This window comes from Arthrobacter sp. 01N444, from assembly GCF_056399305.1.
Window position 1 is genome coordinate 72,339 of record NZ_JBFTRB010000005.1, and the last position, 23,818, is coordinate 96,156.

Annotated in this window: 19 protein-coding genes, 1 tRNA gene and 1 riboswitch; of the genes, 12 read left to right on the forward strand and 8 right to left on the reverse strand. The window is 68.0% G+C overall.

The annotated features are described in order from the left end of the window. The first annotated feature begins 136 nt into the window (after positions 1-136). The gene (locus AC1DKN_RS08020; protein WP_476860419.1) at positions 137-1,297 is read left to right on the forward strand and encodes a globin domain-containing protein; all 1,161 of its coding nucleotides are present in this window, start codon (positions 137-139) and stop codon (positions 1,295-1,297) included. Between the two features lie 85 nt (positions 1,298-1,382). Here AC1DKN_RS08020 and AC1DKN_RS08025 read toward each other — a convergent pair whose 3' ends face one another. Beyond that, positions 1,383-2,795 (reverse strand): FAD-binding oxidoreductase, encoded by a 1,413-nt coding sequence (locus AC1DKN_RS08025; RefSeq protein ID WP_476870967.1) that lies wholly within the window; start codon positions 2,793-2,795, stop codon positions 1,383-1,385. Between the two features lie 319 nt (positions 2,796-3,114). Continuing rightward, positions 3,115-4,950 carry a phosphoenolpyruvate carboxykinase (GTP) gene (locus AC1DKN_RS08030; protein ID WP_223914403.1) on the reverse strand — a complete coding sequence of 612 codons (1,836 nt, stop codon included), beginning with the start codon at positions 4,948-4,950 and terminating at the stop codon, positions 3,115-3,117. 277 nt (positions 4,951-5,227) lie between these two features. Between AC1DKN_RS08030 and AC1DKN_RS08035 the strand changes: the two genes are divergently transcribed. Beyond that, positions 5,228-5,301, forward strand: a tRNA-Arg gene (locus AC1DKN_RS08035). 169 nt (positions 5,302-5,470) lie between these two features. On the opposite strand, the gene AC1DKN_RS08040 is transcribed toward AC1DKN_RS08035, so the two are convergent. Further along, the gene (locus AC1DKN_RS08040) at positions 5,471-6,199 is read right to left on the reverse strand and encodes a FadR/GntR family transcriptional regulator (RefSeq protein ID WP_476850662.1); all 729 of its coding nucleotides are present in this window, start codon (positions 6,197-6,199) and stop codon (positions 5,471-5,473) included. A 165-nt stretch (positions 6,200-6,364) separates the two neighbouring features. On the opposite strand from AC1DKN_RS08040, the gene AC1DKN_RS08045 reads away from it, so the two are divergent. The 5 genes from AC1DKN_RS08045 to AC1DKN_RS08065 all read left to right on the forward strand — a co-directional run bounded on the left by AC1DKN_RS08045 (position 6,365) and on the right by AC1DKN_RS08065 (position 12,098). After that, on the forward strand, positions 6,365-7,900 hold the full coding sequence (locus tag AC1DKN_RS08045) for a dihydrolipoyl dehydrogenase family protein (protein WP_476870968.1): 1,536 nt from the start codon (positions 6,365-6,367) through the stop codon (positions 7,898-7,900). 88 nt (positions 7,901-7,988) lie between these two features. Further along, complete coding sequence (locus AC1DKN_RS08050) at positions 7,989-8,747, forward strand: ABC transporter ATP-binding protein (RefSeq protein WP_230008012.1); 759 nt, start codon at positions 7,989-7,991, stop codon at positions 8,745-8,747. Further along, positions 8,744-10,780 (forward strand): YhgE/Pip family protein, encoded by a 2,037-nt coding sequence (locus AC1DKN_RS08055; protein WP_476857759.1) that lies wholly within the window; start codon positions 8,744-8,746, stop codon positions 10,778-10,780. The genes AC1DKN_RS08050 and AC1DKN_RS08055 overlap by 4 nt, the downstream gene beginning before the upstream one ends. Beyond that, a complete protein-coding gene (locus tag AC1DKN_RS08060) occupies positions 10,777-11,412 on the forward strand; it encodes a TetR/AcrR family transcriptional regulator (protein ID WP_230008014.1) in 636 nt (211 codons plus the stop codon). The genes AC1DKN_RS08055 and AC1DKN_RS08060 overlap by 4 nt, the downstream gene beginning before the upstream one ends. A 17-nt stretch (positions 11,413-11,429) precedes the next feature. Beyond that, entirely contained in the window at positions 11,430-12,098 is a 669-nt protein-coding gene (locus AC1DKN_RS08065; RefSeq protein ID WP_476870969.1) for a hypothetical protein, read from the forward strand. A gap of 73 nt (positions 12,099-12,171) precedes the next feature. Here the strand turns inward: AC1DKN_RS08065 and AC1DKN_RS08070 are convergent, their stop codons facing one another. The 5 genes from AC1DKN_RS08070 to AC1DKN_RS08090 all read right to left on the reverse strand — a co-directional run bounded on the left by AC1DKN_RS08070 (position 12,172) and on the right by AC1DKN_RS08090 (position 16,350). Continuing rightward, positions 12,172-12,756, reverse strand: coding sequence for a hypothetical protein (locus AC1DKN_RS08070; protein WP_476870970.1), 585 nt, complete (start codon positions 12,754-12,756; stop codon positions 12,172-12,174). A gap of 137 nt (positions 12,757-12,893) precedes the next feature. Continuing rightward, a complete protein-coding gene (locus AC1DKN_RS08075; protein WP_018774262.1) occupies positions 12,894-13,421 on the reverse strand; it encodes a SixA phosphatase family protein in 528 nt (175 codons plus the stop codon). Positions 13,422-13,498: 77 nt separating this feature from the next. After that, a complete protein-coding gene (locus tag AC1DKN_RS08080) occupies positions 13,499-13,702 on the reverse strand; it encodes a dodecin family protein (protein WP_230012628.1) in 204 nt (67 codons plus the stop codon). Between the two features lie 226 nt (positions 13,703-13,928). Further along, on the reverse strand, positions 13,929-14,792 hold the full coding sequence (locus AC1DKN_RS08085) for a winged helix-turn-helix domain-containing protein (RefSeq protein WP_018774264.1): 864 nt from the start codon (positions 14,790-14,792) through the stop codon (positions 13,929-13,931). Positions 14,793-15,339: 547 nt separating this feature from the next. Beyond that, a complete protein-coding gene (locus AC1DKN_RS08090) occupies positions 15,340-16,350 on the reverse strand; it encodes a hypothetical protein (protein WP_476870971.1) in 1,011 nt (336 codons plus the stop codon). A gap of 241 nt (positions 16,351-16,591) precedes the next feature. Between AC1DKN_RS08090 and AC1DKN_RS08095 the strand changes: the two genes are divergently transcribed. The 5 genes from AC1DKN_RS08095 to AC1DKN_RS08115 all read left to right on the forward strand — a co-directional run bounded on the left by AC1DKN_RS08095 (position 16,592) and on the right by AC1DKN_RS08115 (position 23,814). Next, positions 16,592-17,332 carry a response regulator transcription factor gene (locus AC1DKN_RS08095; protein WP_079551963.1) on the forward strand — a complete coding sequence of 247 codons (741 nt, stop codon included), beginning with the start codon at positions 16,592-16,594 and terminating at the stop codon, positions 17,330-17,332. A gap of 21 nt (positions 17,333-17,353) precedes the next feature. Beyond that, positions 17,354-18,964, forward strand: coding sequence for a sensor histidine kinase (locus tag AC1DKN_RS08100; protein ID WP_476850623.1), 1,611 nt, complete (start codon positions 17,354-17,356; stop codon positions 18,962-18,964). Between the two features lie 183 nt (positions 18,965-19,147). After that, positions 19,148-19,307, forward strand: a riboswitch (cyclic di-AMP (ydaO/yuaA leader). Then, positions 19,307-20,146, forward strand: a complete 840-nt coding sequence (locus AC1DKN_RS08105; RefSeq protein ID WP_476850624.1) for an aggregation-promoting factor C-terminal-like domain-containing protein — start codon at positions 19,307-19,309, stop codon at positions 20,144-20,146. (Overlaps the previous riboswitch by 1 nt.) 161 nt (positions 20,147-20,307) lie before the next feature. Then, positions 20,308-21,741, forward strand: a complete 1,434-nt coding sequence (locus AC1DKN_RS08110; RefSeq protein ID WP_476870972.1) for a bifunctional glycosyltransferase family 2/GtrA family protein — start codon at positions 20,308-20,310, stop codon at positions 21,739-21,741. Then, entirely contained in the window at positions 21,742-23,814 is a 2,073-nt protein-coding gene (locus AC1DKN_RS08115; RefSeq protein ID WP_476870973.1) for a glycosyltransferase family 39 protein, read from the forward strand. It begins immediately after the preceding gene. Positions 23,815-23,818 lie beyond the last annotated feature (4 nt).

Below are 23,818 nucleotides of genomic sequence, written 5' to 3' on the forward strand. Positions count from 1 at the left end.
CGCCACGCCCGGAATCCGGTCGATTTGGAATAGATTTCTACGCGGTGTAGAAATGAGGCATAGATATTTGTATTTGAAATGCAAGTATCGCCGCGGACCCGGCTGAAGACGCCGGGCCACTATCTCAGGAGTCAGCATGCTCTCGGACAAGTCCTTCCCCGTCATCGAGGCCACCCTGCCGCTGGTCGGTTCCCGGATCGGGGACATCACCCCCAAGTTCTACGCCCGCCTCTTCGCCGCCCACCCCGAACTGCTGGACGGCCTGTTCAGCCGCTCCAACCAGCGCTCGGGCAATCAGCAGCAGGCCCTGGCCGGAAGCATCGCCGCCTTCGCCAGCCACCTGGTGAACAACCCGGACACCCTGCCGGAGACCGTGCTGTCCCGGATCGCGCACCGCCACGCTTCCCTCGGCATCACCGAACCGCAGTACCAGGTGGTCTACGAGCACCTCTTCGCCGCCATCGCCGAGGACCTGGCCGAGGTCATCACCCCGGAAATCGCCGAAGCCTGGACCGAGGTCTACTGGCTCATGGCGGACGCCCTCATCAAGCTCGAGAAGGGCCTCTACGCCGCACAGGCCAACGCCAAGATGTGGACCCCCTGGAAGGTTGCCGCCAAGACTCCAGCCGGCACCGGCTCCATGACCTTCACGCTGGAACCGGCAGACGACACCCCCATCACCGCGGCGCTGCCGGGCCAGTACGTCAGCGTCAAGGTCACGCTTCCGGACGGGCTCCGCCAGGTCCGCCAGTACTCCCTCTCCGGCGACGCCGGCACCAGCCGCAGCTTCACCACCAAGCTCGACGACGGCGGCGAGGTCTCCCCCGTGCTGCACAACAATGTGGCCGTGGGCGACGTCATCGAAATCTCCAACCCCTACGGCGAAATCACGCTCAAGGAAGGCGACGGCCCCGTGGTCCTGGCCTCGGCCGGCATCGGCTGCACGCCCACGGCGTCCATCCTGCGCTCCCTGGCCGAGTCCGGCTCGGACCGCCAGGTCCTGGTGCTGCACGCCGAAAGCAACCTGGACAGCTGGGCGCTGCGCTCCCAGATGACAGACGACGTCGAACGCCTGGACGGCGCCGACCTGCAGCTCTGGCTCGAGCAGCCCGAAGCCGGTTCCAACGCGGGCTTCATGTCCCTGCGCGAGGTGGACCTCCCGGCCAACGCCTCGCTCTACCTGTGTGGCCCGCTGCCGTTCATGAAGAACATCCGCAACGAGGCCATCAACGCCGGCATCCCGGCCACGAAGATCCACTACGAGGTCTTCGGCCCGGATATCTGGCTCGCCAGCTAAAACACTCATCGACGGCGGCCCCGCACCTCTTCGTAAAGGTGGGGGCCGCCGTCGTGAAGCGGTGCAACGGAGCCCGCGCAGAGCGTCAACCCGCCGACGGCACCCCGGTGATCGCGTGGCCGAAGCGCAGGAGGTTGCCGGGGTCGTACGTGGACTTCGCGGACCGCATCCGCTCGTAGACCGCGGGCGTCCAGGCCCGGGCCCGGTCCTCCTCGTCGCCCGGTGCGCCATGGAAATTGACCAGCGTGTACCCGGTGGAGTGGGGAGCCATCGCGGCCAGGATCCCGCTGATGGAGGCCGATACGGCCTCGGCAAGGGGCGGTATGTTGAACCCGACGAGGAACAGCAGGAAGGCCGCGTCCCGCCCCGACACGGCGTCCGGCACCGCATCCGGCATAGCCCCCGGCCGGGACAGTGCAGTCCGGGCCAGCGCGCCGCCGAGCGGCCGCACCTCCACGAGCAGCAGCGGGCAGTCCGAACCGTCCCCGGTGAGCTCGAGCAGGTCAGCCACCGCATCTTCGCCGAAATCCTTCAGGAGCGCGCCGCCGTCCATGAAGGGCAGCGGGTCCGCCGGGTCCATGTGGATCTGGTCAACGTCGAGGTAACTCATGGGCCCGGCCGTGTCCATCAATGGGGTCGAGACCGCCCGCATCGGGGCAAGCAGCGCGTCGCCGGCCTCGCGCTTGCCCAGGAAGGCAAAGCGCAGGTGAACGACGAACTGGTTCCGCAGCGGCTCGGGAACGAAGTCCATGTCCGGAAGCCGCAGCAGCGAGATCGAGGGTGAGGCATCTTCGGGCAGCGTGGGCAGCCAGTGACGGAAGGCAGCCAGGACGGTGGCCGCATCCGCCCCGGGATAGATGATGCCGCCGCCGTAGAAATCACTGAACGGAAAAAGACTGAACTCGAGGGCGGTCACGATCCCGAGGTTGCCCTTACCGCCGCGCATCAGTGCAAACAGCTCGGCCTCGGCGTCGGCGTCGATCCGCCGCAGCGCGCCGTCGGCCGTGACAATCTCCATGCTGCGGACATGGTCCGCCGCGAAGCCGTGCGCGCGGCCGAGCACGGGCAGCCCGCCGCCGAGCGTGTAGCCGACGACGCCGACGTCGGTGCTGGAGCCGTGCAATCCGAGGAGCCCGTGCGGCACGCTGGCCTCCAGGAGGGTGCGCCACTTCACCCCGGCGCCGACGCGCGCGGTGCGTTCATCCGGATCGATCTGCACGTCCTGCAGCCGGCGCGTGTTAATGAGCAGGCCGCCATCGATCGCAGATTCGGCGCCGTGCCCGGTGGACTGGACGGACACGGGAAGCCTGCGCTCGGCCGCCCACTTAACCGCGGCCACGACGTCCCGGGCATCTGCGGCCCCCAGAACGACCTCGGGCCGGTGCACTGTTGCAACGTTGAAGGCGAACGTCTCCGCCGCGAATTCGGGGCTGTCCGGCAACGCGACCGGACCGCTGACAGCCCTGGACAAAGCATCGATGTCGTCGTTGACAAGCATGAGGAACTCCTGAATCTCGCTTACCGCGAGCAGGTCGGGGGCGCGGCCGCACCCGCCCGGAATGCCCCCAGCGCACGCTCCAATCGTCGGCCGGCCCGGCTAATGGAATGCGGACAAGCCTAGGGATCTGGCCGGACGCGGCCTAGGGACCTAAGTCCCGGCGTCACGCACCCAACGAAAGCGGCGGCCCTGCATCTTGCGAGAGATCCTGGGTTCTAACGGTCGCTGGTTAAACCGCAACGCGGGGTCACTTACGGTCCATCCACAGAGGTGGGATGGGCCGTAAGTGACCCCGCGTTGCTTTGTGTTGTGCCGGCTGCTACTGCTCGGCAGCCATGCGCTCCTTCAGTCCTGCGAGTTCGGCGCGCAGCGCCTCGGGCAGCGAGCTGCCGAAGTTGGCGAACCACTCCTCGATCGAGGCCAGCTCGGTGGTCCACTCTGCGGGGTCGACACGGACGGCCTCTTCAACCTGGGCCGGGGTCATGTCCAGGCCCTTGAGGTCGATCGCGTCAGCGGTGGGGACGAACCCGATGGGGGTCTCCACGGCGTCGGCCTTGCCCTCGAGGCGTTCGATGGCCCATTTCAGGACCCGGGCGTTGTCACCGAATCCGGGCCAGGCGAATCCGCCCTCGGAATTGCGGCGGAACCAGTTGACCAGGAAGATCTTGGGCAGCCGCTCCGGGTTGGCCTTCGCGGACAGGTTGACCCAGTGGTTCAGGTAATCGCCTGCGTCGTAGCCGATGAAGGGCAGCATGGCCATCGGATCCCGGCGGACAACGCCGACGGCACCGGCTGCCGCGGCGGTGGTCTCCGAGGACAGGGTGGAGCCCATGAAGATGCCGTTGGACCAGCTGCGCGCCTCGGTGACCAGCGGGATGGTGGTCTTGCGGCGGCCGCCGAACAGGATCGCGGAAAGCTCCACGCCGTCCGGGTTGTAGTACTCCTCGGCCAGCATGTCGATCTGGTCGATCGGCGTGCAGAAGCGGGAGTTCGGGTGGGCGGCGGGCTTGTCCGAATCCGGGGTCCAGGAGTTGCCCTGCCAGTCGGTCAGGTGCGCGGGCACCTCGTCGGTCATGCCCTCCCACCACACACCGCCGTCGTCCGTCAGGGCGACGTTGGTGAAGATGCTGTGGCCCTTGGCGATGGCGCGCATCGCGTTGGGGTTGGTGCCCCAGCCGGTGCCCGGAGCCACGCCGAACAGGCCGGCCTCGGGGTTGACGGCGCGGAGCTCGCCTTCCTTGCCGAACCGCATCCAGGTGATGTCGTCACCGAGGGTTTCGACTTTCCAGCCCTCGATGGTCGGATCCAGCAGCGCGAGGTTGGTCTTGCCGCAGGCCGACGGGAAAGCGGCGGAGATGTAGTAGTTCTTCTGCTCCGGCGAGGTCAGCTTGAGGATGAGCATGTGCTCGGCCAGCCAGCCTTCGTCGCGTGCCATCACCGAGGCGATGCGCAGGGCATAGCACTTCTTGCCGAGCAGGGCGTTGCCGCCGTAGCCGGAGCCGAAGGACCAGATGGAGCGCTCCTCCGGGAAGTGGACAATCCACTTGTCCGGGTTGCAGGGCCACGGGACATCGGCCTGGCCGGGGGCCAGCGGGGCGCCCAGGGAGTGCAGGGCGGGGACAAAGAACGCGTTGGTCGCGGTGATCTTGTCCAGGACCTCGGTGCCGATGGTGGCCATGATCCGCATGGAGGCGACAACGTAGGCGCTGTCGGTGATCTCGACGCCGAACTTGGGGTCCTCGGCGTCGAGGTGGCCCATCACGAAGGGGATCACGTACATGGTGCGCCCGCGCATGGAGCCGGCGAACAGGCCGTGCAGCTTTTCCTTCATCTGCGCCGGGGCCATCCAGTTATTGGTGAAGCCTGCGTCGTGCTCGTTCTCGGAGCAGATGAAGGTCTGCTCTTCGACGCGGGCCACGTCGGCGGGGTCGGAGAATGCCGCGAACGACTTGGGGAAGAGGTCCTCGTTGAGGCGGGTCAGGGTGCCGGCGGCAACGAGCTCGTCCGTCAGCCGGGTGTTTTCCGCTTCGGACCCGTCAACCCAGTAGATCCGGTCCGGCTGGGTCAGTTGAGCTACCTCTTCTACCCATGCCAGTAGACCGGCATGTGTGGTGGGTGCTTTTTCAAGCAACGGCAGTCGCGCCAGATCTCCCATTACGGTTCCCTTCCTCGGGTTCAGTGGTGTGTCCTAAATGCTAGGGCTCGGCAGGGGGCCCATTTCGGGCCCGGACGTGGGATGACCGGGGCGGAGCAAATCAAAAACCGCGGAAATTCAAGGAACTGGCCGGCCATCATCCCTCCTTTTTGTGACTAAGGTCACGTAGACCGGTCTAGTCAGCTAGATTACACCCGCTTCGATTTGTAACTGGGCCCGGGCTCGCGTAAAGTAATTCGAGGTTCGGGGAGAGAGAAGTTCTCCAAGAGCCGAGAATGCGCCCATAGCTCAGCTGGATAGAGCGTCTGTCTACGGAACAGAAGGTCAGGGGTTCGAATCCCTTTGGGCGCACAGATGAAGATCCGCCCCGGTTCGCCGGGGCGGATCTTTTGCTTTAACCGCCGGATGCCCTAGGCGCCAGGGCGCCGGCCCGGCTGCTTTAGGCGCCAGGCTGGGCGCCGGCGCGGCCGCCTTAGGCGCCGGCGGCAGCTGTTGGGCCGGAGCGGCCCGGCAGCAGGTCTCAGGCCGTGGACCGGACGATGATGTTGCGGATGTCGTCGAAATGCGTGCTGAGCCGCTCGGAGGCGAGTGCCTTGTCCGCCGTTGCGACAGCCTCATAGATCCCCCGGTGCACTGCGGCCGTTGCCTGCAGGTCGACGGCGTACGGCCCGCCGAGTTCGAGGTGGATCCGGCGGTAGACCTTCCAGAAGACGTCCATCAGGCTGATCAGCAGGTCGTTGTTCAGCGGCTCGAAAAGCCTGCGGTGGAACTCCGCGTCGGCCTCGATGAACGGCTCCCCCGCGTCGGCCAGCGCTTCCATGCGGTTCACGGACTCCTCCACGGCGGCCAGCTGTTCTGCGCTGATCCGGTCCATGGCGGCGCCGACCAGTCCGGATTCGAGTGCTTGCCGGACCTCCACGAGCTGCAGGGCTTCCTCGCCCTGATGGCGCAGCGACAGCCGGGCGCGGAAGGTGAGCCCATCGGTCAGGGCCTCGAAATTGCTCGGCGCCACGAACATGCCGAATCCGTGGCGGATCTCAATGACGCCCAGCGCCTGGAGCGCCTTCAAGGACTCCCGCAGGGTGTTGCGGCCGACGCCGAGTGCCGCCGTCAGCTCGTTTTCGGTCGGCAGCGGATCGCCGGGAACCAGGTCGCGTTCCAGGATCAGCTCCAGGATGTCCGACTGGAGCGCCCGGAGCCGGGCCTGGGCGCTGAACCTTGCCAGCGGTATGGCCGGTCCTGTTGTCATGTTGCGTGCGGCCATGGCCGCCTCCTCCCCCAAGTATGGTCCCAACAGTATCGACCGTCCCCCGTCCTGCAAAGGGTTCGGCCCGGCACATTACGCCGGAAGCCCGCATCGCCGGAGCCCGGAGCTCCCCCGGATCCGGCCGTGGCCCCGGCGTAGGCTGGTGCCATGACGGCACAGATTGAGCGGGAATTCGATGTCATTGTGATCGGCGCCGGGGCCGTGGGCGAGAATGTGGCGGACCGCGTGGTCCGCGGTGGCCTGACAGCAGTGCTCATCGAGGCGGAGCTGGTCGGCGGCGAGTGCTCGTACTGGGCCTGCATGCCTTCGAAGGCCCTCCTGCGGCCGGGCACTGCGCTGCATGGCGCGCAGACGGTCCCCGGCGCCCAGGAAGCGGTCACCCGCACCCTGGATCCGGCAGCCGTACTGAAGCGCCGGGATTACTTCACCTCGAACTGGCAGGACGACAGCCAGGTCAAGTGGGTGGAGGACACAGGCATCGAACTGATCCGCGGCCACGGCTGGATCACCGCCCCGCGGCACGTCGAGGTGGCCGGGCTGGACGGCAACGGCTACGCACTCACGGCCCGGCACGCCGTGGTGGTCGCCACGGGCTCCGCCCCGAACCAGCCGCCGGTCGAGGGGCTTCACGACGTCGAGTACTGGACCACGAGGGAGGCGACCTCAGCCCGCGCGGTTCCCCCGCGGCTTGCGGTCCTCGGCGGCGGCGTTGCCGGCGTCGAACTCGCCCAGGCCTATGCCCGGCTTGGTTCGTCCGTGACGCTCGTGGCCCGCGGCGGGCTCCTGGGCGTTTTCCCGGAACAGGCCGCAGACCTGGTCGCTGCCGGCCTGCGCGCCGATGGCGTGGACCTCCGCCTGCACACCGGTACGCGGAGCGTGCATGAGAACGACGACGGCTCCCTCACCGTCGTGCTCGACGGCGGCCCCAAGAGCAGCCCCACGGGCGGCCCCAAGGACGGCCCGGGCGCCGGTCCCGCTGACGGCACGGCCCATGGCGCCACGATCACGGCGGACAAGCTGCTCGTCTCCACCGGCCGGCACCCCGCCCTTGAGGGACTCGGCCTGGACAGCGTCGGCCTCCCGGCACCCGAGGGCCGGACCCTGCGGCTCACCACCGATTCCACCGGACTAGTCCACCACGCCACCGAGAACGATGTGTCCGGCAACCCGTGGCTCTACGCTGCCGGCGACGCCGCCGGACGGGCCATGCTGACGCACCAGGGCAAGTACGGTGCGCGGGCCACCGGAGACGCCATTGCCGCCCGGGCCAAGGGCGAACTCCGCGGCGAGCCGGCACCGTGGAGCCGCTTTGCCCAGACGGCCTCCGAGCACGCGGTGCCGAACGTGGTGTTTACCGATCCGGAACTGGCGAACGTCGGCCGGACCATGGCGCAGGCGGAGAAGGACGGCTTCCGGGCCTCCGCCGTGGAACTCCCCATCCAGGTGGCCGGTTCCTCGCTGCACGCCGAACACTACGAAGGGTGGGCGCAGCTGGTCATCGACGAGGACCGCAAGGTGCTGCTGGGCGCCACGTTCGCCGGCCCGGATGTCGCTGAGCTCCTGCACGCAGCCACCATTGCGGTGGTGGGGGAAGTTCCGCTGGACCGGCTGTGGCACGCCGTGCCCTCCTATCCGACCATCAGCGAAGTCTGGCTCCGCCTGCTCGAAAGCTATGGCCTGTGATCCGTTGATCACAAGCGACTAACTCTATTTGAACTGACCAGTCAGTTCGGTTAGCCTTGAAGCAGACCAGACCCTGCGAAAGGCTTACATGCTCTCCGTGCAACAGCTCCGTGTGAACGGGCGCCGGAATGACCTGCTCCCACCCACGTCCCTTGAGGTACGTGCCGGGGAGCTGCTCTTGGTTGAAGGCGACGGCCAGGACCAGCGAACAGCCCTCGCCCTCACACTCAGCGGCCGGATGAAGCCCTCCGGGGGAGTGCTCAGCTGGGACGGAAATTCCAAGATTAAGCGCCTCCGGTTGGCCAGTGCACTCGTGGACTCCCCCGGTGTCAACGAGCCCGAACAGCATCTCAGCGTGGGCGACCTCGTCACCGAGGACCTCGCGCTCATCCCCCGGCGCTATCGGGGTGCTCTGCTGAGCAAACCCTGGCTCAAGGTCAACCGCTTCGAGGACATTGCCGGCCTCTGGACCGAACAGATTCCGGCCCGGCGACGCGTCGAACTGCTCACCGCCCTTGCCCTGGCCAACCCCGGAACAGATCTGCTGGTTGTCGATTCTCCGGACAGGCACAGCGCAGATCCCGCGGACTGGCTTCCCAGGCTGGAAGATCTGGCGCACGACGGCGGCCGGCCGCTCGCCGTCGTCGTCACCGTCGCGGCACTGCCGGACGGCTGGACCGGGCCCTCCGCCGCAATCGGGAACGCCGTTGAGGCTGCCGCCGCAACGGTTTCCATCGTTGACGCATCCGCGGACCCCTCCCAGCCTGATGCGCAGAAGACAGAAGGCCATCCCGCGAAACACCGGAACCCTGAACACATCCCGTTCGAAACCGAGGCCCTAAAGTGACTGTTCTGCGGCTGGCCCGCTCCGAGCTCAAGCGCATGACTGGCGGGCTCCTGCCCAAACTGACCATCCTGGCGCTGACCATGGTGCCTTTGTTGTACGGCGCGGTGTATCTCTACGCCAACTGGGATCCGTACGGGAACCTGGATCAGATCGACGCCGCCTTGGTAGTCGAGGACACCGGCGCGTCCGCCAGCAACGGGACCCGGCTCGAGGCGGGGAAAAAGGTCGCCGACAGCCTCGTGGACGGCCACGTCTTCAACTGGCAGAAAGTCACCACCGCCGCGGAAGCGGACCAGGGCGTGAGCAGCGGCAAGTATGCGTTCGCGCTCAAGATTCCCAAGGACTTCTCGGCCAACCTGGTTTCCCCGGGCAGCTTTGACGCCGCGAACCAAGCCATGCTGAATGTCACCACCAACGATGCCAACAACTACGTCCTCAGCAACATCGTGGACAAGCTGACCACTGCCGTGCATTCGACGGTTGCCAAGGAGGTGGGCGAGGAGACTGCGAACCAGCTCCTGACGGGCTTCGGCACAATCCATACTCAAATAGTCCAGGCCGCCGACGGGGCCGGAAAACTCTCCGACGGCATTGCCAGACTCCGGGACGGGGCAGCCAGTTTGCATTCCGGAACGAGCCAGCTGAACGGCGGAGTCGCAGAACTCGCCGCCGGCCAAATGAAGCTGCGCGATGGCGCCAACCAGCTCAATTCAGGCGCCGGCCAGCTCAGCGCCGGCCTGACGCAGCTGAAGGACAGGACGGCCACACTCCCTGCCGACTCACAGAAACTCGCGGACGGCGCCGCGCAAGTCGCGGCGGGAAACGCGGCATTGAACACGAAAGTCCAGGACGTCGTCGGGCAACTCAGCGCTGCCGACAAGGGCCTCCGGGACCGTGTGGTGCAATCCAACAGCCGTCTGGTTGCCGCCGGGATCATCACCCCCGACCAGGCCGGCAAAATCCTGGCCGATTTCGATACCGCCGCAGCCTCAAGCCCGGTGGCCGATGCGAAGTCCAGAATCCAAACGGATGCAGCCCAGATCCAGCAGCTTGCCGACGGATCCGCCGCCGTAAGTTCCGGGGCGGCCAAACTTGCGGGAGCAACGCCGGCCCTTACCGATGCCATCTCAAAGGCTTCAGCCGGCGCCAACCAGCTCTCGGCCGGCTCGGCCGCGCTGGCCGCGGGCGAGCAGAGCGCTGTCGACGGCACTGCCAGGCTCGCAGATGGCGCCCGGCAGCTCGACGACGGGGCGGGCCAGCTGGAGGACGGCGCCCGCACGGCCTCGGATGGCGCCGCCACCCTGGCCTCAGAGCTGGACAAGGGTGCCGGGAAGATCCCCAATCCCGATGATGCCCAGAAGAACAGCCTGTCAAAGGTGATCGCGGACCCTGTTGCCGTCAGCGACGTCTCTCAGGCCAAGGCTGCGTCGTACGGTGCCGGCCTGGCGCCATTCTTCCTGACCCTGGCCCTGTGGATCGGCGTATTCATGCTGGTCCAGGCCATGCGGCCCATCACGCAACGCGCACTGGCGTCCAACGCCCCGTCATGGAAGATCGCCGTCGGCGGCTGGCTGCCATTCTTTGCCGTTTCAGTCATCCAGGCCACGCTGCTCACTCTCGTGGTGGACCTGGGCCTGGGCCTCAAGCCCGCCCACCCGGTGCTGATGTGGTTGTTCATGTTGGCGGCCGCCATGGCCTTCAGTGCCATCATCCAGGGCGTCGTGGCCCTGCTGGGAACTCCCGGAAAATTCGTGGTGCTTATCCTGCTGGTCCTGCAGCTGGTTTCCTCCGGCGGAACCTTCCCGTGGCAAACCACCCCGCAGCCGCTGCACTTTGTCCACGAGGCGCTGCCTATGGGTTATGTGGTGGCCGGCATGCGGCACCTGATCTACGGCGCGGACCTTTCCTTGATCGTGCCCACGGTGGTTGGCCTCCTTGGGTACACTGTGCTCGGGGCGGCGCTTTCCACACTGGCCGTTCACAAGCACAAGTTCTGGACCCTGAAGTCCCTAAAACCGGAGATCGCCGTATGAGCACAGTGGGGGCCGGGGAGAAGAAACTCCGTCCCGCCCGCACGAACGCCACGAAGCAGAAACTGTTCGAGGCGTCCATGGATCTGATCGGGGAGCGCGGCGCGGCGGGCGTGACGGTGGACGAGATCGCCACGGCAGCCGGGGTGTCCAAGGGCACGGTGTATTACAACTTTGGCAGCAAGTCGGACCTGATCGCCCAGCTGCTGCGCCACGGCGTGGACATCCTCCTGGCGCGGCTGCTGAGTGTCCGCGACGGCTCCGCCGACCCCCTCGCCGCCATGGAGGAAATGATCGGCCAGGCCATGGACTTCATGGCCGAGTACCCCTCCTTCGCCAGGCTTTGGGTCAGCGAAAGCTGGCGGACCCCGAGCGAATGGCAGGACACCTTCGCCGAGCTCCGCGGGCGCCTGCTCGCGGTGATCGGCTCTGCCATCGACGGCGTCGCCGCCGTCTATCCCGTGGATTCCGCCGTTTCCCGGGGCAGCCTGGAAACGGCAATCTTTGGGGCCTGCTTCGTGGTGGGACTGGACCGCCAGACGTACAACCCGGAGCGGACCAGGGAGCAGAGTGTGGCCGCAATCATGGCCTCCATGCGCGGCTACGTCGTGAAGCAGCCGCCTGCTCAGGCATGATTATTCACATGCGTCACATGGGTACCAACGGGAAAGTCGCCATCGGAGCGTTTCTCACTGCCCTGGCACTTCTGGTCCTGACCGGAATCACCCTGCAAGAGTGGGTGCTGGTGTGGTTCGTCGGGGCTGCCGCGACGGCCTATGTGGCCTGCGTGGCGGAGGTGGTGGTCCGGCGCCGGCACAAAACTTTGGCCGCGAGCGGGGTCGGCAGCATCCTCTTCATCGCGTTCGGGGTCGCTTTCCTGCGCCAGTGGGGGCTGGCCTTCAACCCCGATCCCGACGCCCTGTCCACGCGCGTCGATTCCGAGCATCCGGATTTGTACTTCTATCTGGCCGCGGCCGCCGGAGCCGTCACCTTACTGTTGCTGTTCGCCGGCACTGTACTGCCTGGCAGGAGCCGCGGCCGGCGTTCCCCGGGCCGTGCTAAGCGACGCCGGCCGGCGGCCGGCGCGCGGGGAGCGGGGGCCAGGTCTGCGAATCCGCGGCCCTCCGCACCGCGGCCGACGTCGAGAGGAACCGCCCCGCGCCCGGCGGCTCCGCGGGCGGCTGCTCCGCGGGCCACTGCCCGGCCCGCGGCCAAGTCACCGGCGAAGACACCGGCGAAGACACCGGTCAAGCCAGCTGCGAAGACACCGGCCAAGTCGCCTGCCCCCAAATCACCAGCCCGGGCCTCGGCCCGCCGCTGAGTCCCGCGCATCACCACCCGGCGGAGAGGTTCAGCACAGGAGTTTCCGCCGGAAGGCAGCCCAGGAGTTCAGCTCAGAGGTTTCGAGGCCTGTCTTCCCGTGGGGTGGCATCCGGACCCGGGGCCGTGTCGGTCCGGGTTACGTCCTCGCGGCTGCGCTGGTCGGCTGACACTGGCTCGCCGGACGCTTGCTCGCCGGAAGACACTTGCTGGCCGGACGTTTGCTGGCCGGGGACGTGGCTGCCCGTTGTGGGTTCGGCGGCGGCCCTCTCGGCGCGCAAATCCCCGCGGGTCGGCATCTGCCCGCTTTCGCCGCCGCGTTCAGATGTGACTACGTCCGGGTCCACTTCGTCGGCTTTGCGCAGTTGCTCCTGCGCGCCGGAGCGGACGCTTTCGGCTTCTTCCTGGCGCTTGCGGGCTTCCTGCCGCAGCCGCTCGGCCTCGAGGTCGGCCTCCTGCGCGTCGGCCTCGGCACGGGCCGCCTTGGCGTCGCGTTCCCGCGCAGCGAATTCGTCGGCCTTGGCCTGTTCACGCATCTCGGCCGCACGGTTCCGGTCCGCGGCCACCTTGCGTTTGCGGCTGACCATGACCGCCACCGCTACGATCGCGAGCACCACGACGATGCCGACAATAATTCCTATGAGCTGCCCTGAATCCACGTTGATCACCTTTTCTCCGGGTTGCAACACATGCCCCAAAACCACTGGAAAAAACCACATGACTAGACAGCATCAGTAAACCGCAGATCGGCGCAGGTTGCTATGGATTCCGCAGCGCTCACCGGGCGGACCTGCGGCTATTTGGCGCGGGGGACCTTGAAGTGGGTCAGCTTGGCGTCCTGCCCGTCCAGTTCGGCCCAGGACTTTTCCGTTTCCAGGATGGTCAGCCCGCTGGTCGGATAGCGCGTGGCGGCGTCCATGTAGGCATCGTGGTCGGAGTCGCGCGACGCCAGATGCATCGCAAGGTCCTGCACCCCGGGCATGTGGGAAATCACCATGAGGGTGGTGACGGTGTCCGGGACGTGGTTGATGACGGCCAGCATGCGCAAGGCGGAGGCGGCGTACAGCCCATCCTCGAGCTTGGGCGTCGGCGCCTTGTCTCCGAGTGCGTGGCACACCCACGTGCAGGTCTGGCGGGTCCGCAAAGCGCTGGAGCAGAGGATGAAATCAGGGACCACGCCGTGCTTGAGCAGCCACTTTCCGGCGACTGGGGCGTCCTTGTGGCCGCGTTCTTCGAGCGGCCTTTCGTGGTCGGCAACCCCGCCGGGCCAATCGGACTTGGCGTGCCGCATGATCACCAGCCGTTTGATGTGATGCGCGCTCATGCCCCAATCCTAGTGCGGCGGCTGGCCCACGGGCGCGAATCCCACCAGCGTCCGTTCAGTCTTCAAGGACAGTCCGTTCAGTCTTCAAGGACAAAGGTCACTTCCAGCACGACATGCCAGGCAACGACGGCGCCGTCGCTGATTTCGACCTTCTGTTCCTTCACCCATGCCCCCGTGACATTGCGAAGGGTCTTATTGGCCCGGTCGACGCCCTCCTTGATGGCGGCATCGAACGAGGTCTTGGAGTTCGCGCTCAGGGTAGTAATCCGTGCAACTGACATGTCTTCCTCCCAATAGTCGGCTCAACGGTCCGAGACTACGCCGGACCCCCGAAAGGCAACAGAGTCCAACCAAAACCACCAGCAGCGGCGGCAAAGGCCCGTCAGCCAGCCCACCCAAAGCGCCCGTCGGGGAATGTGGCTGCCGGCGGAAAGCCGCTGAAGCTTCCGGAAACGCGAAAGCGCCCGCTCCCTATGCAGGGGACGGGCGCTTTGCGTGAAGCTGAGGCTAGATCGAGTATTCCGGAGCGGCCCAGACAACCACTTCGGGGTGCTCGTAGAACCGGTAGCCCTGGCCGCGCACGGTGCGCACGGTGTTGGCGAGGCGGCCCAGCTTGGAACGCAGGCGGCGGATGTGGACGTCGATGGTCCGCTCATTCGGGACCTCTTCGGCGTTCCGCCACAGGCCTTCGAGGAGCTCGTCGCGGCCCACGGTGCGGGTGCCGTTCTCCACGAGGTAGTTCAGGAGCTCGAATTCCTTGAACGTGAGATTTAGGGATTCGCCGTCGAGGTGCACCTCACGGCGGGCGAGGTCGATCAGCACCCCGGACGGCCGCGGATCCTGCGGCTGCTGCAGGCGGGCGGTCTCGGTGCGCTGGCGGGCCCCCGCGGTGGGATCACCGAAGGTCGAGCGGACGACGTCGAGGGCGGAACCCGGGGCACTGGCCGGCGCGACGGCGACGGCGGCATAGCTTTCGGCACCGGCCACGAGCGACTGTGCGTAGGCCCGAATTTCCTGGGCAAGCTTGGCGATGGATGTGCCGGCTGCAGCCGCGGTTTCCTCGTCGATGCCCATGTACAGCACGAAGCCGCGGGCGACGTTGTCGCTGGGGGCCGGACGGACCGGGCTGCCGGCACCCGGGGCGATCACCGGGGTGGGCGCCGTGGCGGGGGCGGGGGGGACGGCACGGAGCTGGCCGTAGGAGTCAGGGTTGTAGCCCTGCGCTGCATATCCGGGGGCGGGGAAGCTGCCCGTGGATCCGGCGGGGGCGAACGCGGAGCGCCCGCCAAAGCCCTGGCGGATCCCTGAGGCCTGGCCGGCCTTGCTGGCGTTACGGACGGAGATGTGGACGTATCCGGATGCAACTGACATGGAATGCTTACCTCAATGTGAATGGCCGTCATCGCGGCTCGAATGCTTCTTTCCCCGCAATGAAATTGGGGAGGGGCGCCCGACTCTGGGCTGGGGGGCGAATACCTGGAAACCTTTAGGGGTGTAAAAGTTAGGCGTGCATTCGACAACAGCGCATCTCGGTACCAGCGGGTGTGCTGATCCAGGAAGCTGCGGCTGCAGGTGCTGTTGAGTTCTTGTTCACAATTGAAGTGTGCAACGTAACAATGTAAACGTGCAAGTAACAATGGACCCCAGGTTCCACATAGTGAGACAGATCCAGGAATTGTAGCGCAAGTCACAATTCTGCAGCGGCAATAAAATAACAAGTGTTTTACTGACCGGAAGGTCAGCAAGTGCGCTTTCTCGAATATTATTCGGTCAAGGCCGACTACATCAGGCAAATCATTCACAGCACGGCGAGTTGGGCCAAACCGCGCCTGCCCACCGCCGCCTGCGAGGCGGTCCACGGAGTGGGCAGCCGGCATCGCCGCCGGCCAGGCACGGCGGCGATGGCGGCTGCGGCGGGTCAGTTCGACTGGCCGGTGGCCGTCGCCGCGACCACCATGACGGAGGCCGCCGTGTAGCCGGAGCCGTCCTTGGCCGCCACGATCCGCACCGTCCCGCCCGCCACGATGTCCGCGAGGCTCAGCTGCGTGCCCGCGCCGCCGGCCTGCTGGCGCCGCTGTTGCAGATTACTCACCACGACGTCGCTGCCCAGCGCATAGCTGCGCGTGAAACCGTCGCTGCTCTTGACCGTCACGGAGGACGAGCTGACCTCGCTCACTGTGCCCAGCTGCTCGGCCATCGTGGTGTACGCGCTTCCTTGCAGCACCACGTATTCGGCGTGCACTGCCGCGGTAAGCCCGCTGCCCATCCCACCGGCAGCGAAGTCGCCGGGACCGCCCTGCCCCGGGATGCCGCCGCCCGCGAAACCACCTTGCGCGGAACCGTCTTGCGCTGAACCGGGCGCGCCCGGGGCGAAACCCTGGCCGCCGGGTCCGCCGGCGCCCGCCCCGCCGGCCGCACCGGTGGCTGCCGTTGCGCTTGAGGTGAGGGCATAGACGCCCGCCCCGGCGCCGACGGCCAGGACTGCGGCGGCTCCGGCGACGGCGAGCGCCCGCTTGAGGGTCCAGGGCTTTGCCGCCGAGGCCGTCTTGGCGGAAGTTCCCGGCGCGCCCCAGCCTGTGGCTGCGGCGGGCACAGGTTCCTGCCGGGGCATGCCCCGGGCCGGTTCCGATGTCGGAACCTTCCAAACCGGCGGTGCGCCCCAGCCGCCGGCAGCGCCTGCTTCCGGCCGCCCGCCGTCGGAGTGTCCGGCGTCAGCGTGTCCGGTTTGGACTGTTCCGGCGTCGGTGGGTCCGGCGTCAGCATGTCCGGTTTGGACCGTTCCGGCGTCGGTGGGTCCGGCGCCGTACTTCCAGGCAGTACGGGGTGTGGTTACGGGCGCGGGCGCCGCTGGCGCGCCGGTGGTGGGGGCGGGTACGGGGGCTGGCTCGGGGGCTGGTCCGGAACCGGCTCCGGGATGCTGACCGCTCATGGTATTTCTCCTTTAGGGTGCGGATCGGTGTTCACCCCAGAGTGGTGAGCGATCCTGTGCCTGGGCTGTGCGGGCCGACAGCCCGGCCTGTGACGTTGGCGCCGGACGGTAAAGGGGTTTGAACATGGCCGGTGCGGCCCGTAGGTCCCGCAACGGCATCCAGCTCGCTAGGCTGGGATTCACAGGTGCCGCACAGGGTCCCCAAAGCCCCGCCTAACCGGCAGATCGGAGAGTTGTCCCCATGGCCACTTCGCACTCCATGACCAACAACCTTCCCCAGCTCACGCATCCGGACGGCTCCCCCATCCGCGCCCTCGTGGTGGATGACGAGCCCAGCCTCTCCGAGCTCATGAGCATGGGGCTGCGGATGGCCGGCTGGTCCGTGGCCGTGGCCGAGGACGGGCCCGGAGCCGTCCGGCTAGCCAAGGAGTTCCGCCCCGACGTGCTGGTGCTGGACGTGATGTTGCCCGGGTTCGACGGCGTCGAACTGCTGAACAGGATCCGCGCGTTCGCGCCGGAGGTGCCGGCGCTGTTCCTCACCGCCAAGGATGCCGTCCAGGACCGCATCACCGGACTGGCGGCCGGCGGCGATGACTACGTCACCAAGCCGTTCAGCATGGAAGAGGTGCTGCTGCGCCTGCACCGGCTGGTCCAGCGCTCCGGAGTGGCCGCCATGGACACCGCCGAACTCGTGGTGGGAGACCTCGTGCTCAACGTCGACACCCGCGAAGTCACCCGGGCCGGTGAGGAAATGCACCTGACCGCCACGCAGTTCGAGCTGCTGCGCTACCTCATGGAAAACCCGAAGCGGGTCATCAGCAAGGCCCAGATCCTGGACCGTGTCTGGGACTACGACTTCGGCGGCCAGGCGAACATCGTGGAACTGTACATTTCCTACCTCCGCAAGAAGGTCGACGCCAACCACGCTCCGATGATCCACACGGTGCGCGGAGCCGGGTACGTCCTGAAACCGGCGGACTGATCCGTGCCCTCACTTTCCGGCATGACCCGCGTCCCCGGACGCGACTGGCGCAACCCGTCGACGTGGCATTTGCGCACCCGGCTGGTCTTGGTCGCCATGGCGCTGCTCGTGGCCATCTGCGGCGCTGTGGGCTTGTTCAGCTACGCCTCCATGGACCTCTTCCTCACCCGGCAACTCGACACCCAGCTGGACCAGGCCTCCCACCGTTCGAGCGAATTCGGCCGGCCCTCCTCGGACGATTCGGGCAGACGCCCCGACCCCCTCGAAGCCCGGGGACAGGGCGTCGGGACGCTTAACGCACGGATAGTGGACGGCGAAGTCAGCAGGGCAGGATTCCTGGCCGGGGACGGCGCGGTCAAGAACCTCTCCCCCGCCGACAACAAGGTTCTCCTGGCCCTCACCCCGAGCGGCGTGTCCGTGGACCGCAGCCTTTCGGCCGGCGCCTACCGGCTCACGGCGGCGCGAACACCGTACGGCGACGTGATTGTGACCGGACTCCCGCTGGCAGAAAAACAAAGCACCCTGGCCTCCCTGGTCTGGACCATGGTGGTGGTGTCCGCAGGCGGGCTCGTGCTGATCGGGCTCGCCGGCACGGCCCTGATCCGGCGGACCATGAAGCCGCTGGAACAGCTCTCCGAGGTTGCCACCAAGGTCTCCCGTCTCCCGCTGGACGCCGGCGAGGTGGCGCTCGGGGTCCGCGTCCCGACGTCGGCGGCCCATCCCGGAACGGAAGTGGGCAGCGTTGGCTACGCGCTGAACAAGATGCTGGACAACGTCTCCAACGCTCTCGAGGCGCGGCAGGAGAGCGAGATGAAGGTCCGGCAGTTCGTCGCCGACGCCTCGCACGAACTCCGCACCCCGCTGACGGCCATCCGCGGCTACACGGAGCTGATGCGGATGACCGAGCATTTCACCCCCGACGGCGAGAGGTCCCTCGCCCGTGTGCAAAGCCAGTCCGAGCGGATGACCACGCTCGTGGAGGACCTGCTGCTGCTGGCGCGCCTGGACGAGGGACAGCCGCTCAAAATCTCCGACGTCGACCTCACCCAGCTGGCCATCGAGACGGTCAGCGATGAGAAAGTCATGGCCCCGGACCGCATCTGGCAGCTGGAACTTCCGGACGAGCCCGTGGTGGTGCGCGGTGATGCGACCCAGCTTCACCAGGTCCTCGCCAACCTGCTGTCCAATGCGCGCAAGCACACGGAACCCGGGACCAAGGTGGTCACGGGCGTTATGCGCTCGGCTGACGGCAGTGCCGTGGTCACCGTGACAGACAATGGCAGCGGCATCGCCCCGGAATTTATCGGCCGGGTCTTCGCCCGCTTCACCCGGGCCGACGCCTCGCGCACCAATCCGGCGTCGAACCCCGCAGCTGTCCCCGCCGATTCTGCCGTCGCGACGGCGAGGGTCGGGTCCGGGGCTCCCGCACGCTCGTCCTCCGGCGCTGTTTCCGGCAGCCGCGGAGGTCACGGCACGGCGACCGCCGCGCCGACGTCCGAGGGCACCAGCGGGTTGGGCCTGTCCATTGTCCAGTCGATCGTGGAGGCCCACGGAGGAACAGTCGAGGTCACGTCCCGGCCGGGCCGCACGGAGTTCGCCGTGCGGCTGCCCGCCTCGCCGCCGCCGGCGTAACCGGAACGGCCGCCGCCGGCGCAAACGGCCCGGACGGTCGACCGGCGAGCCCGGCGCAACCCGACACCCCGGCACTGTGACTCCTGTTACCAAAATGTGACTTAAGCGGCCGGGTCCTGTAGCGTCGTTAGCGTGCGCCGCCATCGGTGCCGCATATCCGGACGGACGCCAAACTCTGCCGCTTCCCGGATTCCGCTGGACCAGGCAGAGGCGGGGGACCCAGAGTTCCCGGGCAATCTGCTTTCATGCGCCCTCGGGGTGAAGCCGACACGTGATGTTCCGTGCGGCCGGATGACCTCATCCGAACCCGACAGCTAACTCCGCCGGCGTTGAGAGGCCACCATGACTGAATTCCAGGTACAAACACGCCCTGACGGCGGTTCGCATTCCCGCTCAGTTGGCGCCGCCAAGTCGCGCCACCGCGCCGAACCGGTCAAGCAGGCATCCGCCCTGTCGCGGTTCGCCGCCGGGCTCGGTGTAACCGGCCGCCGTGCCGCCGTCGTCACCGCCGCGTGCGCGCTGCTGCTGGGTGGCGGCGCCGCGAGCCAGGCGGCAGAGCCGGGCGCCCACACGGCGAACGTTGCGAGCCAGACGGCCACGATGGCTGACCCGCTGGCCAAGCTCAACTTCGAGCGGGTCCAGGTGGCTGGGCCGACCGCTGCCACGGAAAAGAACGTGGCTCCCCAGATCTCGGAGGTTAAGGCAGCCGAAGCGCTGATCCACGCGCCCGCTGCTGCCGCACCGGCAGCCGCGGCAGCACCTGCTCCGGCCCCCGCGGCAGCCCCCGCACCTGCTCCGGCTCCCGCGGCGGCCCCCGCTCCGGCACCGGCAGCCGCTCCGGCACCGGCACCGGCAGCCGCGCCGGTCGCAGTCGACGACCCCGCCGGCGCGCAGGCCTACGCCGCGTCCCAGCTGGGAAGCTATGGCTGGGCACCCGGCCAGATGCAGTGCCTGCACAAGCTGTGGACCAAGGAATCCGACTGGAAGACCACCGCCACGAACGCCAGCAGCGGCGCCTACGGCGTGGTCCAGTCCCTGCCCGCCTCGAAGATGGCGAGCGCCGGCGCCGATTACATGACCAACTACCGGACCCAGATCAACTGGGGCCTGAACTACGTCAAGTCGCGCTACGGTTCCCCCTGCGGTGCCCTGAACTTCCACTACGCACACAACTGGTACTAAACCGGCACTAGCCGCCCCCCGCCCTGGAGGCCCCGGATCCGCATGGATCCGGGGCCTCTTTGCGTCTCCACGGCCGGACCGGCCCCGGCGGCCCGGACTTCCACAGCCCCCGCACAGCTTGACCCTAAAGCCCTCATATGGGCCGCCGGGAAAGTTGAGCCATGACATTCACAGACCAGGCCACAGGAACCCTGCCCCGCTCCACGGCGACGCCGGCCGGCCCGGCGGCCCCCGGGGCACCCTCGGGGCTTGCCCTGGCCGACGCACCCGTCCCGGGCCCGATCGCCGGGGCCCTGACCGTCCCCGGCGGCTGGCGCACGGCCATTGATACGCGCGCCAGCACGCCCCTGCTGGACGTCACCATCCCGGTCTTCAACGAGGAACGGGACCTCGAGGCCTGCCTGCGCCGGCTCCACGCGTACCTGCTCGGCGCCTTCCCGCATTCCTTCCGGATCACCGTGGCGGACAACGCCAGCACCGACGGAACGCTCAAGGCCGCGGAACGGGTAGCCCGCGAGCTGCGCGAAGTGACGGTGGTCCATATGGCAGAAAAGGGCCGCGGAAACGCACTCCGCAAGGTGTGGCTGGCCTCGCCGTCGCCGGTCCTGGCGTACATGGATGTGGATCTTTCCACTGATCTGGCGGCCCTCGGCCCGCTCCTTGCCCCGCTCATTTCCGGGCACTCCGACCTGGCGATCGGGACACGGCTGTCCCGCAACTCCCGCGTGGTCCGCGGACCCAAACGGGAATTCATCTCGCGCAGCTACAACTTCCTGCTCCAGGCCCTCATGGGCGCCCACTTCAGTGACGCGCAGTGCGGCTTCAAGGCGATCCGGGCGGACGTGGCCCGGCAACTGCTTCCCCACACGCTGGACAACGCCTGGTTCTTCGACACCGAGCTGCTGGTCCTGGCAGAAAAGTGCGGCCTGCGCGTCCACGAAGTCCCGGTGGACTGGACCGACGACCCGGATTCCAGCGTGGACATCGTCCAGACGGCCCTCGCGGACTTGCGCGGCATGGCACGGTTGAGCCGGGACCTGGTCTCGGGCCGGATCCCGGTTCCCGACCTGCGCGCGGCCCTGGCCCGCGGACCGCTGCCGGCCGCCTCGCGGGCACAGGAACAAAGCCCCGGCGGAAGCCTCTTCGGACAGCTCGTCCGCTTCGGCAGCATCGGGGTGGCCTCCACCCTGGCCTACCTGGCGATTTTCCTGCTCTGCCGCGGGTTCATGGACCCGCAGCTGGCAAACTTCCTCGCCTTGCTCACCACCGCCGTGGCCAACACTGCCGCCAACCGGCGCTTCACGTTCGGCATCCAGGGCGGCAGCCAGGCGGCTCGCCACCATTTTGAGGGGCTGCTGGTCTTCGGCATCGGGCTGGCCCTGACCTCGGGCGCACTCGCCCTCGTTCACGCCGCGTCGGGAGCGGCCCCGGACCGCTGGCTTGAACTGCTCACGGTCACCGCCGCCAACCTGGCCGCCACGGCCGTGAAGTTCCTGCTCTTCCGGCTGGTGGTCTTCCGCCACAGGCCCGCCGCTGCCGTTCCGGCGCCCGGTGCCCCCGATCATTCCCTCCCCCGCACAGAAAAGGCCAAGTAAATGACGGCAACCATCAGTCCCACCGCCGGAGCCCAGGGCGGTTCCCCGGCCGGCAGGCCGCCGGCCGCCGAGGAACAGCCGCACCCGGTTCCCGGAGACGGCGGGACGGCGCCCCATCTGCCCGCGTCCCCGGCGCCGGCCGCCCAAGGCCGCCGGGACCGGCTGCTGTTCGGACCGCAACCCCGCTGGGTGCGGCCCTCGGCAGCGCTGCTCCTGGTGGTCACCGCGGCGTTGTACCTGTGGAATCTGGAGGCCACCGGCTACGCCAACTCCTTCTATGCCGCGGCGATCCAGGCCGGGACCAAAGACTGGACCGCGCTGCTCTTCGGCTCCCTCGACGCCGGCAATGCCATCACGGTGGACAAGCCCCCGGCCGCACTCTGGATTCCCGCCCTCGCGGGACGGATCTTTGGTTTCTCGGCCCTGAGCATGCTCATTCCCCAGGCGCTCATGGGAGTGGCCGCTGTCGGGCTTCTCTACCTGACCATCAAGCGGGTGTCCGGGCCGGCCGCGGGCCTGCTCGCCGGCGGCGCCCTGGCGCTGACCCCGGTGGCCGCCCTCATGTTCCGGTTCAACAACCCGGACGCGATGCTCACCCTGTGCCTGGTGCTGGCGGCCTACCTCACCACCCGCGCCATCGAGAAGGCCGGCTGGAAGTGGCTCGCCGCGGCCGGCGCGGTCATCGGCCTGGCGTTCCTGAGCAAGATGCTGCAGGGCTTCCTGATCTTTCCCGGGCTGGCCCTGGCCTACCTGTGGGCGGCGCCCACCACCCTCGGCCGCCGGCTCCTGCACCTGCTGGCGGCCGCCGCCGGGATCGCCGTCGTGGCCGGAAGCTACGTTCTGCTGTTCCAGCTGACGCCGGCCTCGGTCCGGCCGTACATGGCGGGGTCGGAGACCAACAGCTTCCTGGAACTGACGTTCGGCTACAACGGCCTGGGCCGGATCACCGGGTCAGGCGGGGGCATGCCCGGCGGAGGAAACCTGGGAGGTATCGCCGGCGGCCCGGGAGGCAACGGAAACGTCGGCTTCGGCGGCGCGGCCGGGATCACCCGGATGTTCGGGACCAGCTTCGGCGGCGAGGTGTCCTGGCTGCTGCCGGCGGCCCTGATCCTGCTGGCCGCCGGGCTGTGGTTCACCCGGCGCGAGGCCAGGACCTCAAAAACCCGTGCGGCGCTCCTGCTTTGGGGCGGCTGGCTGGTCATCACTGCGGGGATCTTCAGCTTCATGAGCGGCACCGTCCATCCGTACTACGCCGTGGCGCTGGCCCCCGCCATCGCGGCGCTGGCCGGCATCGGTTCCCTGGAACTGTGGCGGGGCCGGGCCTACTGGCCCGCCCGGGTTGTCCTGGCCGTGACGGTGCTGGCCACCTCGGTCTGGTCCGCCGTGCTGTTGGGCCGCGACCCGTCCTGGCTTCCCGGGCTCCGGGTGATCATCGTGGTCCTGGGCGTGCTCGCCGCCGCGGCCCTGCTCCTGCGGGTGGACGGCATGGCGGCTCTCCCGGCGCGGTTCCGCAAGGCCGCCACGGCCGGCGTCGTGATCCTCTGCCTGCTTGCCGGCGGCCTCGGAAGCACCGCGTGGACACTGGCGACCGTCGCCCAGCCGCATTCCGGTTCGATCCCCACGTCGGGCCCCACCGCGTCCGCGATGGGCGGCGGCTTCGGGGCGGCAGGCAGGGCCGGCACTGACGGCGCCGGCACTGACGGCGCGGGCAGTGCCGGAATGGGCGGCGGCCCCGGCGGGGAAACATCCTCGGCGGAGTTGACCGCGCTGCTGAAGTCCTCCGGCGCCAAGTGGTCCGCGATTGTCTCCGGCGCCACCCAGGCCGCGAGCCTGGAACTCGCCACCGGCACCAGCGTGATCGCGCTCGGCGGCTGGAACGGCGGCGACCCCTACCCGACGCTCGCACAGTTCCAGGCGATGGTGGACCGCGGCGAGATCGGCTACTTCATTTCCGGCGGCATGGGCGGCATGGGCGGAGGCCGCGGAGGCAACTCCGAGGTCGCCACCTGGGTCGCGGCCAACTACCAGGCCCAGACCGTGGGCAACGCCACCGTCTACAAACTGGGAGCGTAGACCG

Excerpts from the sequence above, each read along its gene's own strand:
- AC1DKN_RS08020 (WP_476860419.1), top strand. The coding sequence starts at position 137 with ATGCTCTCGGACAAGTCCTTCCCCGTCATCGAGGCCACCCTGCCGCTG.
- AC1DKN_RS08025 (WP_476870967.1), bottom strand. The coding sequence starts at position 2,795 with ATGCTTGTCAACGACGACATCGATGCTTTGTCCAGGGCTGTCAGCGGT.
- AC1DKN_RS08030 (WP_223914403.1), bottom strand. The coding sequence starts at position 4,950 with ATGGGAGATCTGGCGCGACTGCCGTTGCTTGAAAAAGCACCCACCACA.
- AC1DKN_RS08040 (WP_476850662.1), bottom strand. The coding sequence starts at position 6,199 with ATGACAACAGGACCGGCCATACCGCTGGCAAGGTTCAGCGCCCAGGCC.
- AC1DKN_RS08045 (WP_476870968.1), top strand. The coding sequence starts at position 6,365 with ATGACGGCACAGATTGAGCGGGAATTCGATGTCATTGTGATCGGCGCC.
- AC1DKN_RS08050 (WP_230008012.1), top strand. The coding sequence starts at position 7,989 with ATGCTCTCCGTGCAACAGCTCCGTGTGAACGGGCGCCGGAATGACCTG.
- AC1DKN_RS08060 (WP_230008014.1), top strand. The coding sequence starts at position 10,777 with ATGAGCACAGTGGGGGCCGGGGAGAAGAAACTCCGTCCCGCCCGCACG.
- AC1DKN_RS08065 (WP_476870969.1), top strand. The coding sequence starts at position 11,430 with ATGGGTACCAACGGGAAAGTCGCCATCGGAGCGTTTCTCACTGCCCTG.
- AC1DKN_RS08075 (WP_018774262.1), bottom strand. The coding sequence starts at position 13,421 with ATGAGCGCGCATCACATCAAACGGCTGGTGATCATGCGGCACGCCAAG.
- AC1DKN_RS08080 (WP_230012628.1), bottom strand. The coding sequence starts at position 13,702 with ATGTCAGTTGCACGGATTACTACCCTGAGCGCGAACTCCAAGACCTCG.
- AC1DKN_RS08085 (WP_018774264.1), bottom strand. The coding sequence starts at position 14,792 with ATGTCAGTTGCATCCGGATACGTCCACATCTCCGTCCGTAACGCCAGC.
- AC1DKN_RS08090 (WP_476870971.1), bottom strand. The coding sequence starts at position 16,350 with ATGAGCGGTCAGCATCCCGGAGCCGGTTCCGGACCAGCCCCCGAGCCA.
- AC1DKN_RS08095 (WP_079551963.1), top strand. The coding sequence starts at position 16,592 with ATGGCCACTTCGCACTCCATGACCAACAACCTTCCCCAGCTCACGCAT.
- AC1DKN_RS08100 (WP_476850623.1), top strand. The coding sequence starts at position 17,354 with ATGACCCGCGTCCCCGGACGCGACTGGCGCAACCCGTCGACGTGGCAT.
- AC1DKN_RS08105 (WP_476850624.1), top strand. The coding sequence starts at position 19,307 with ATGACTGAATTCCAGGTACAAACACGCCCTGACGGCGGTTCGCATTCC.
- AC1DKN_RS08110 (WP_476870972.1), top strand. The coding sequence starts at position 20,308 with ATGACATTCACAGACCAGGCCACAGGAACCCTGCCCCGCTCCACGGCG.
- AC1DKN_RS08115 (WP_476870973.1), top strand. The coding sequence starts at position 21,742 with ATGACGGCAACCATCAGTCCCACCGCCGGAGCCCAGGGCGGTTCCCCG.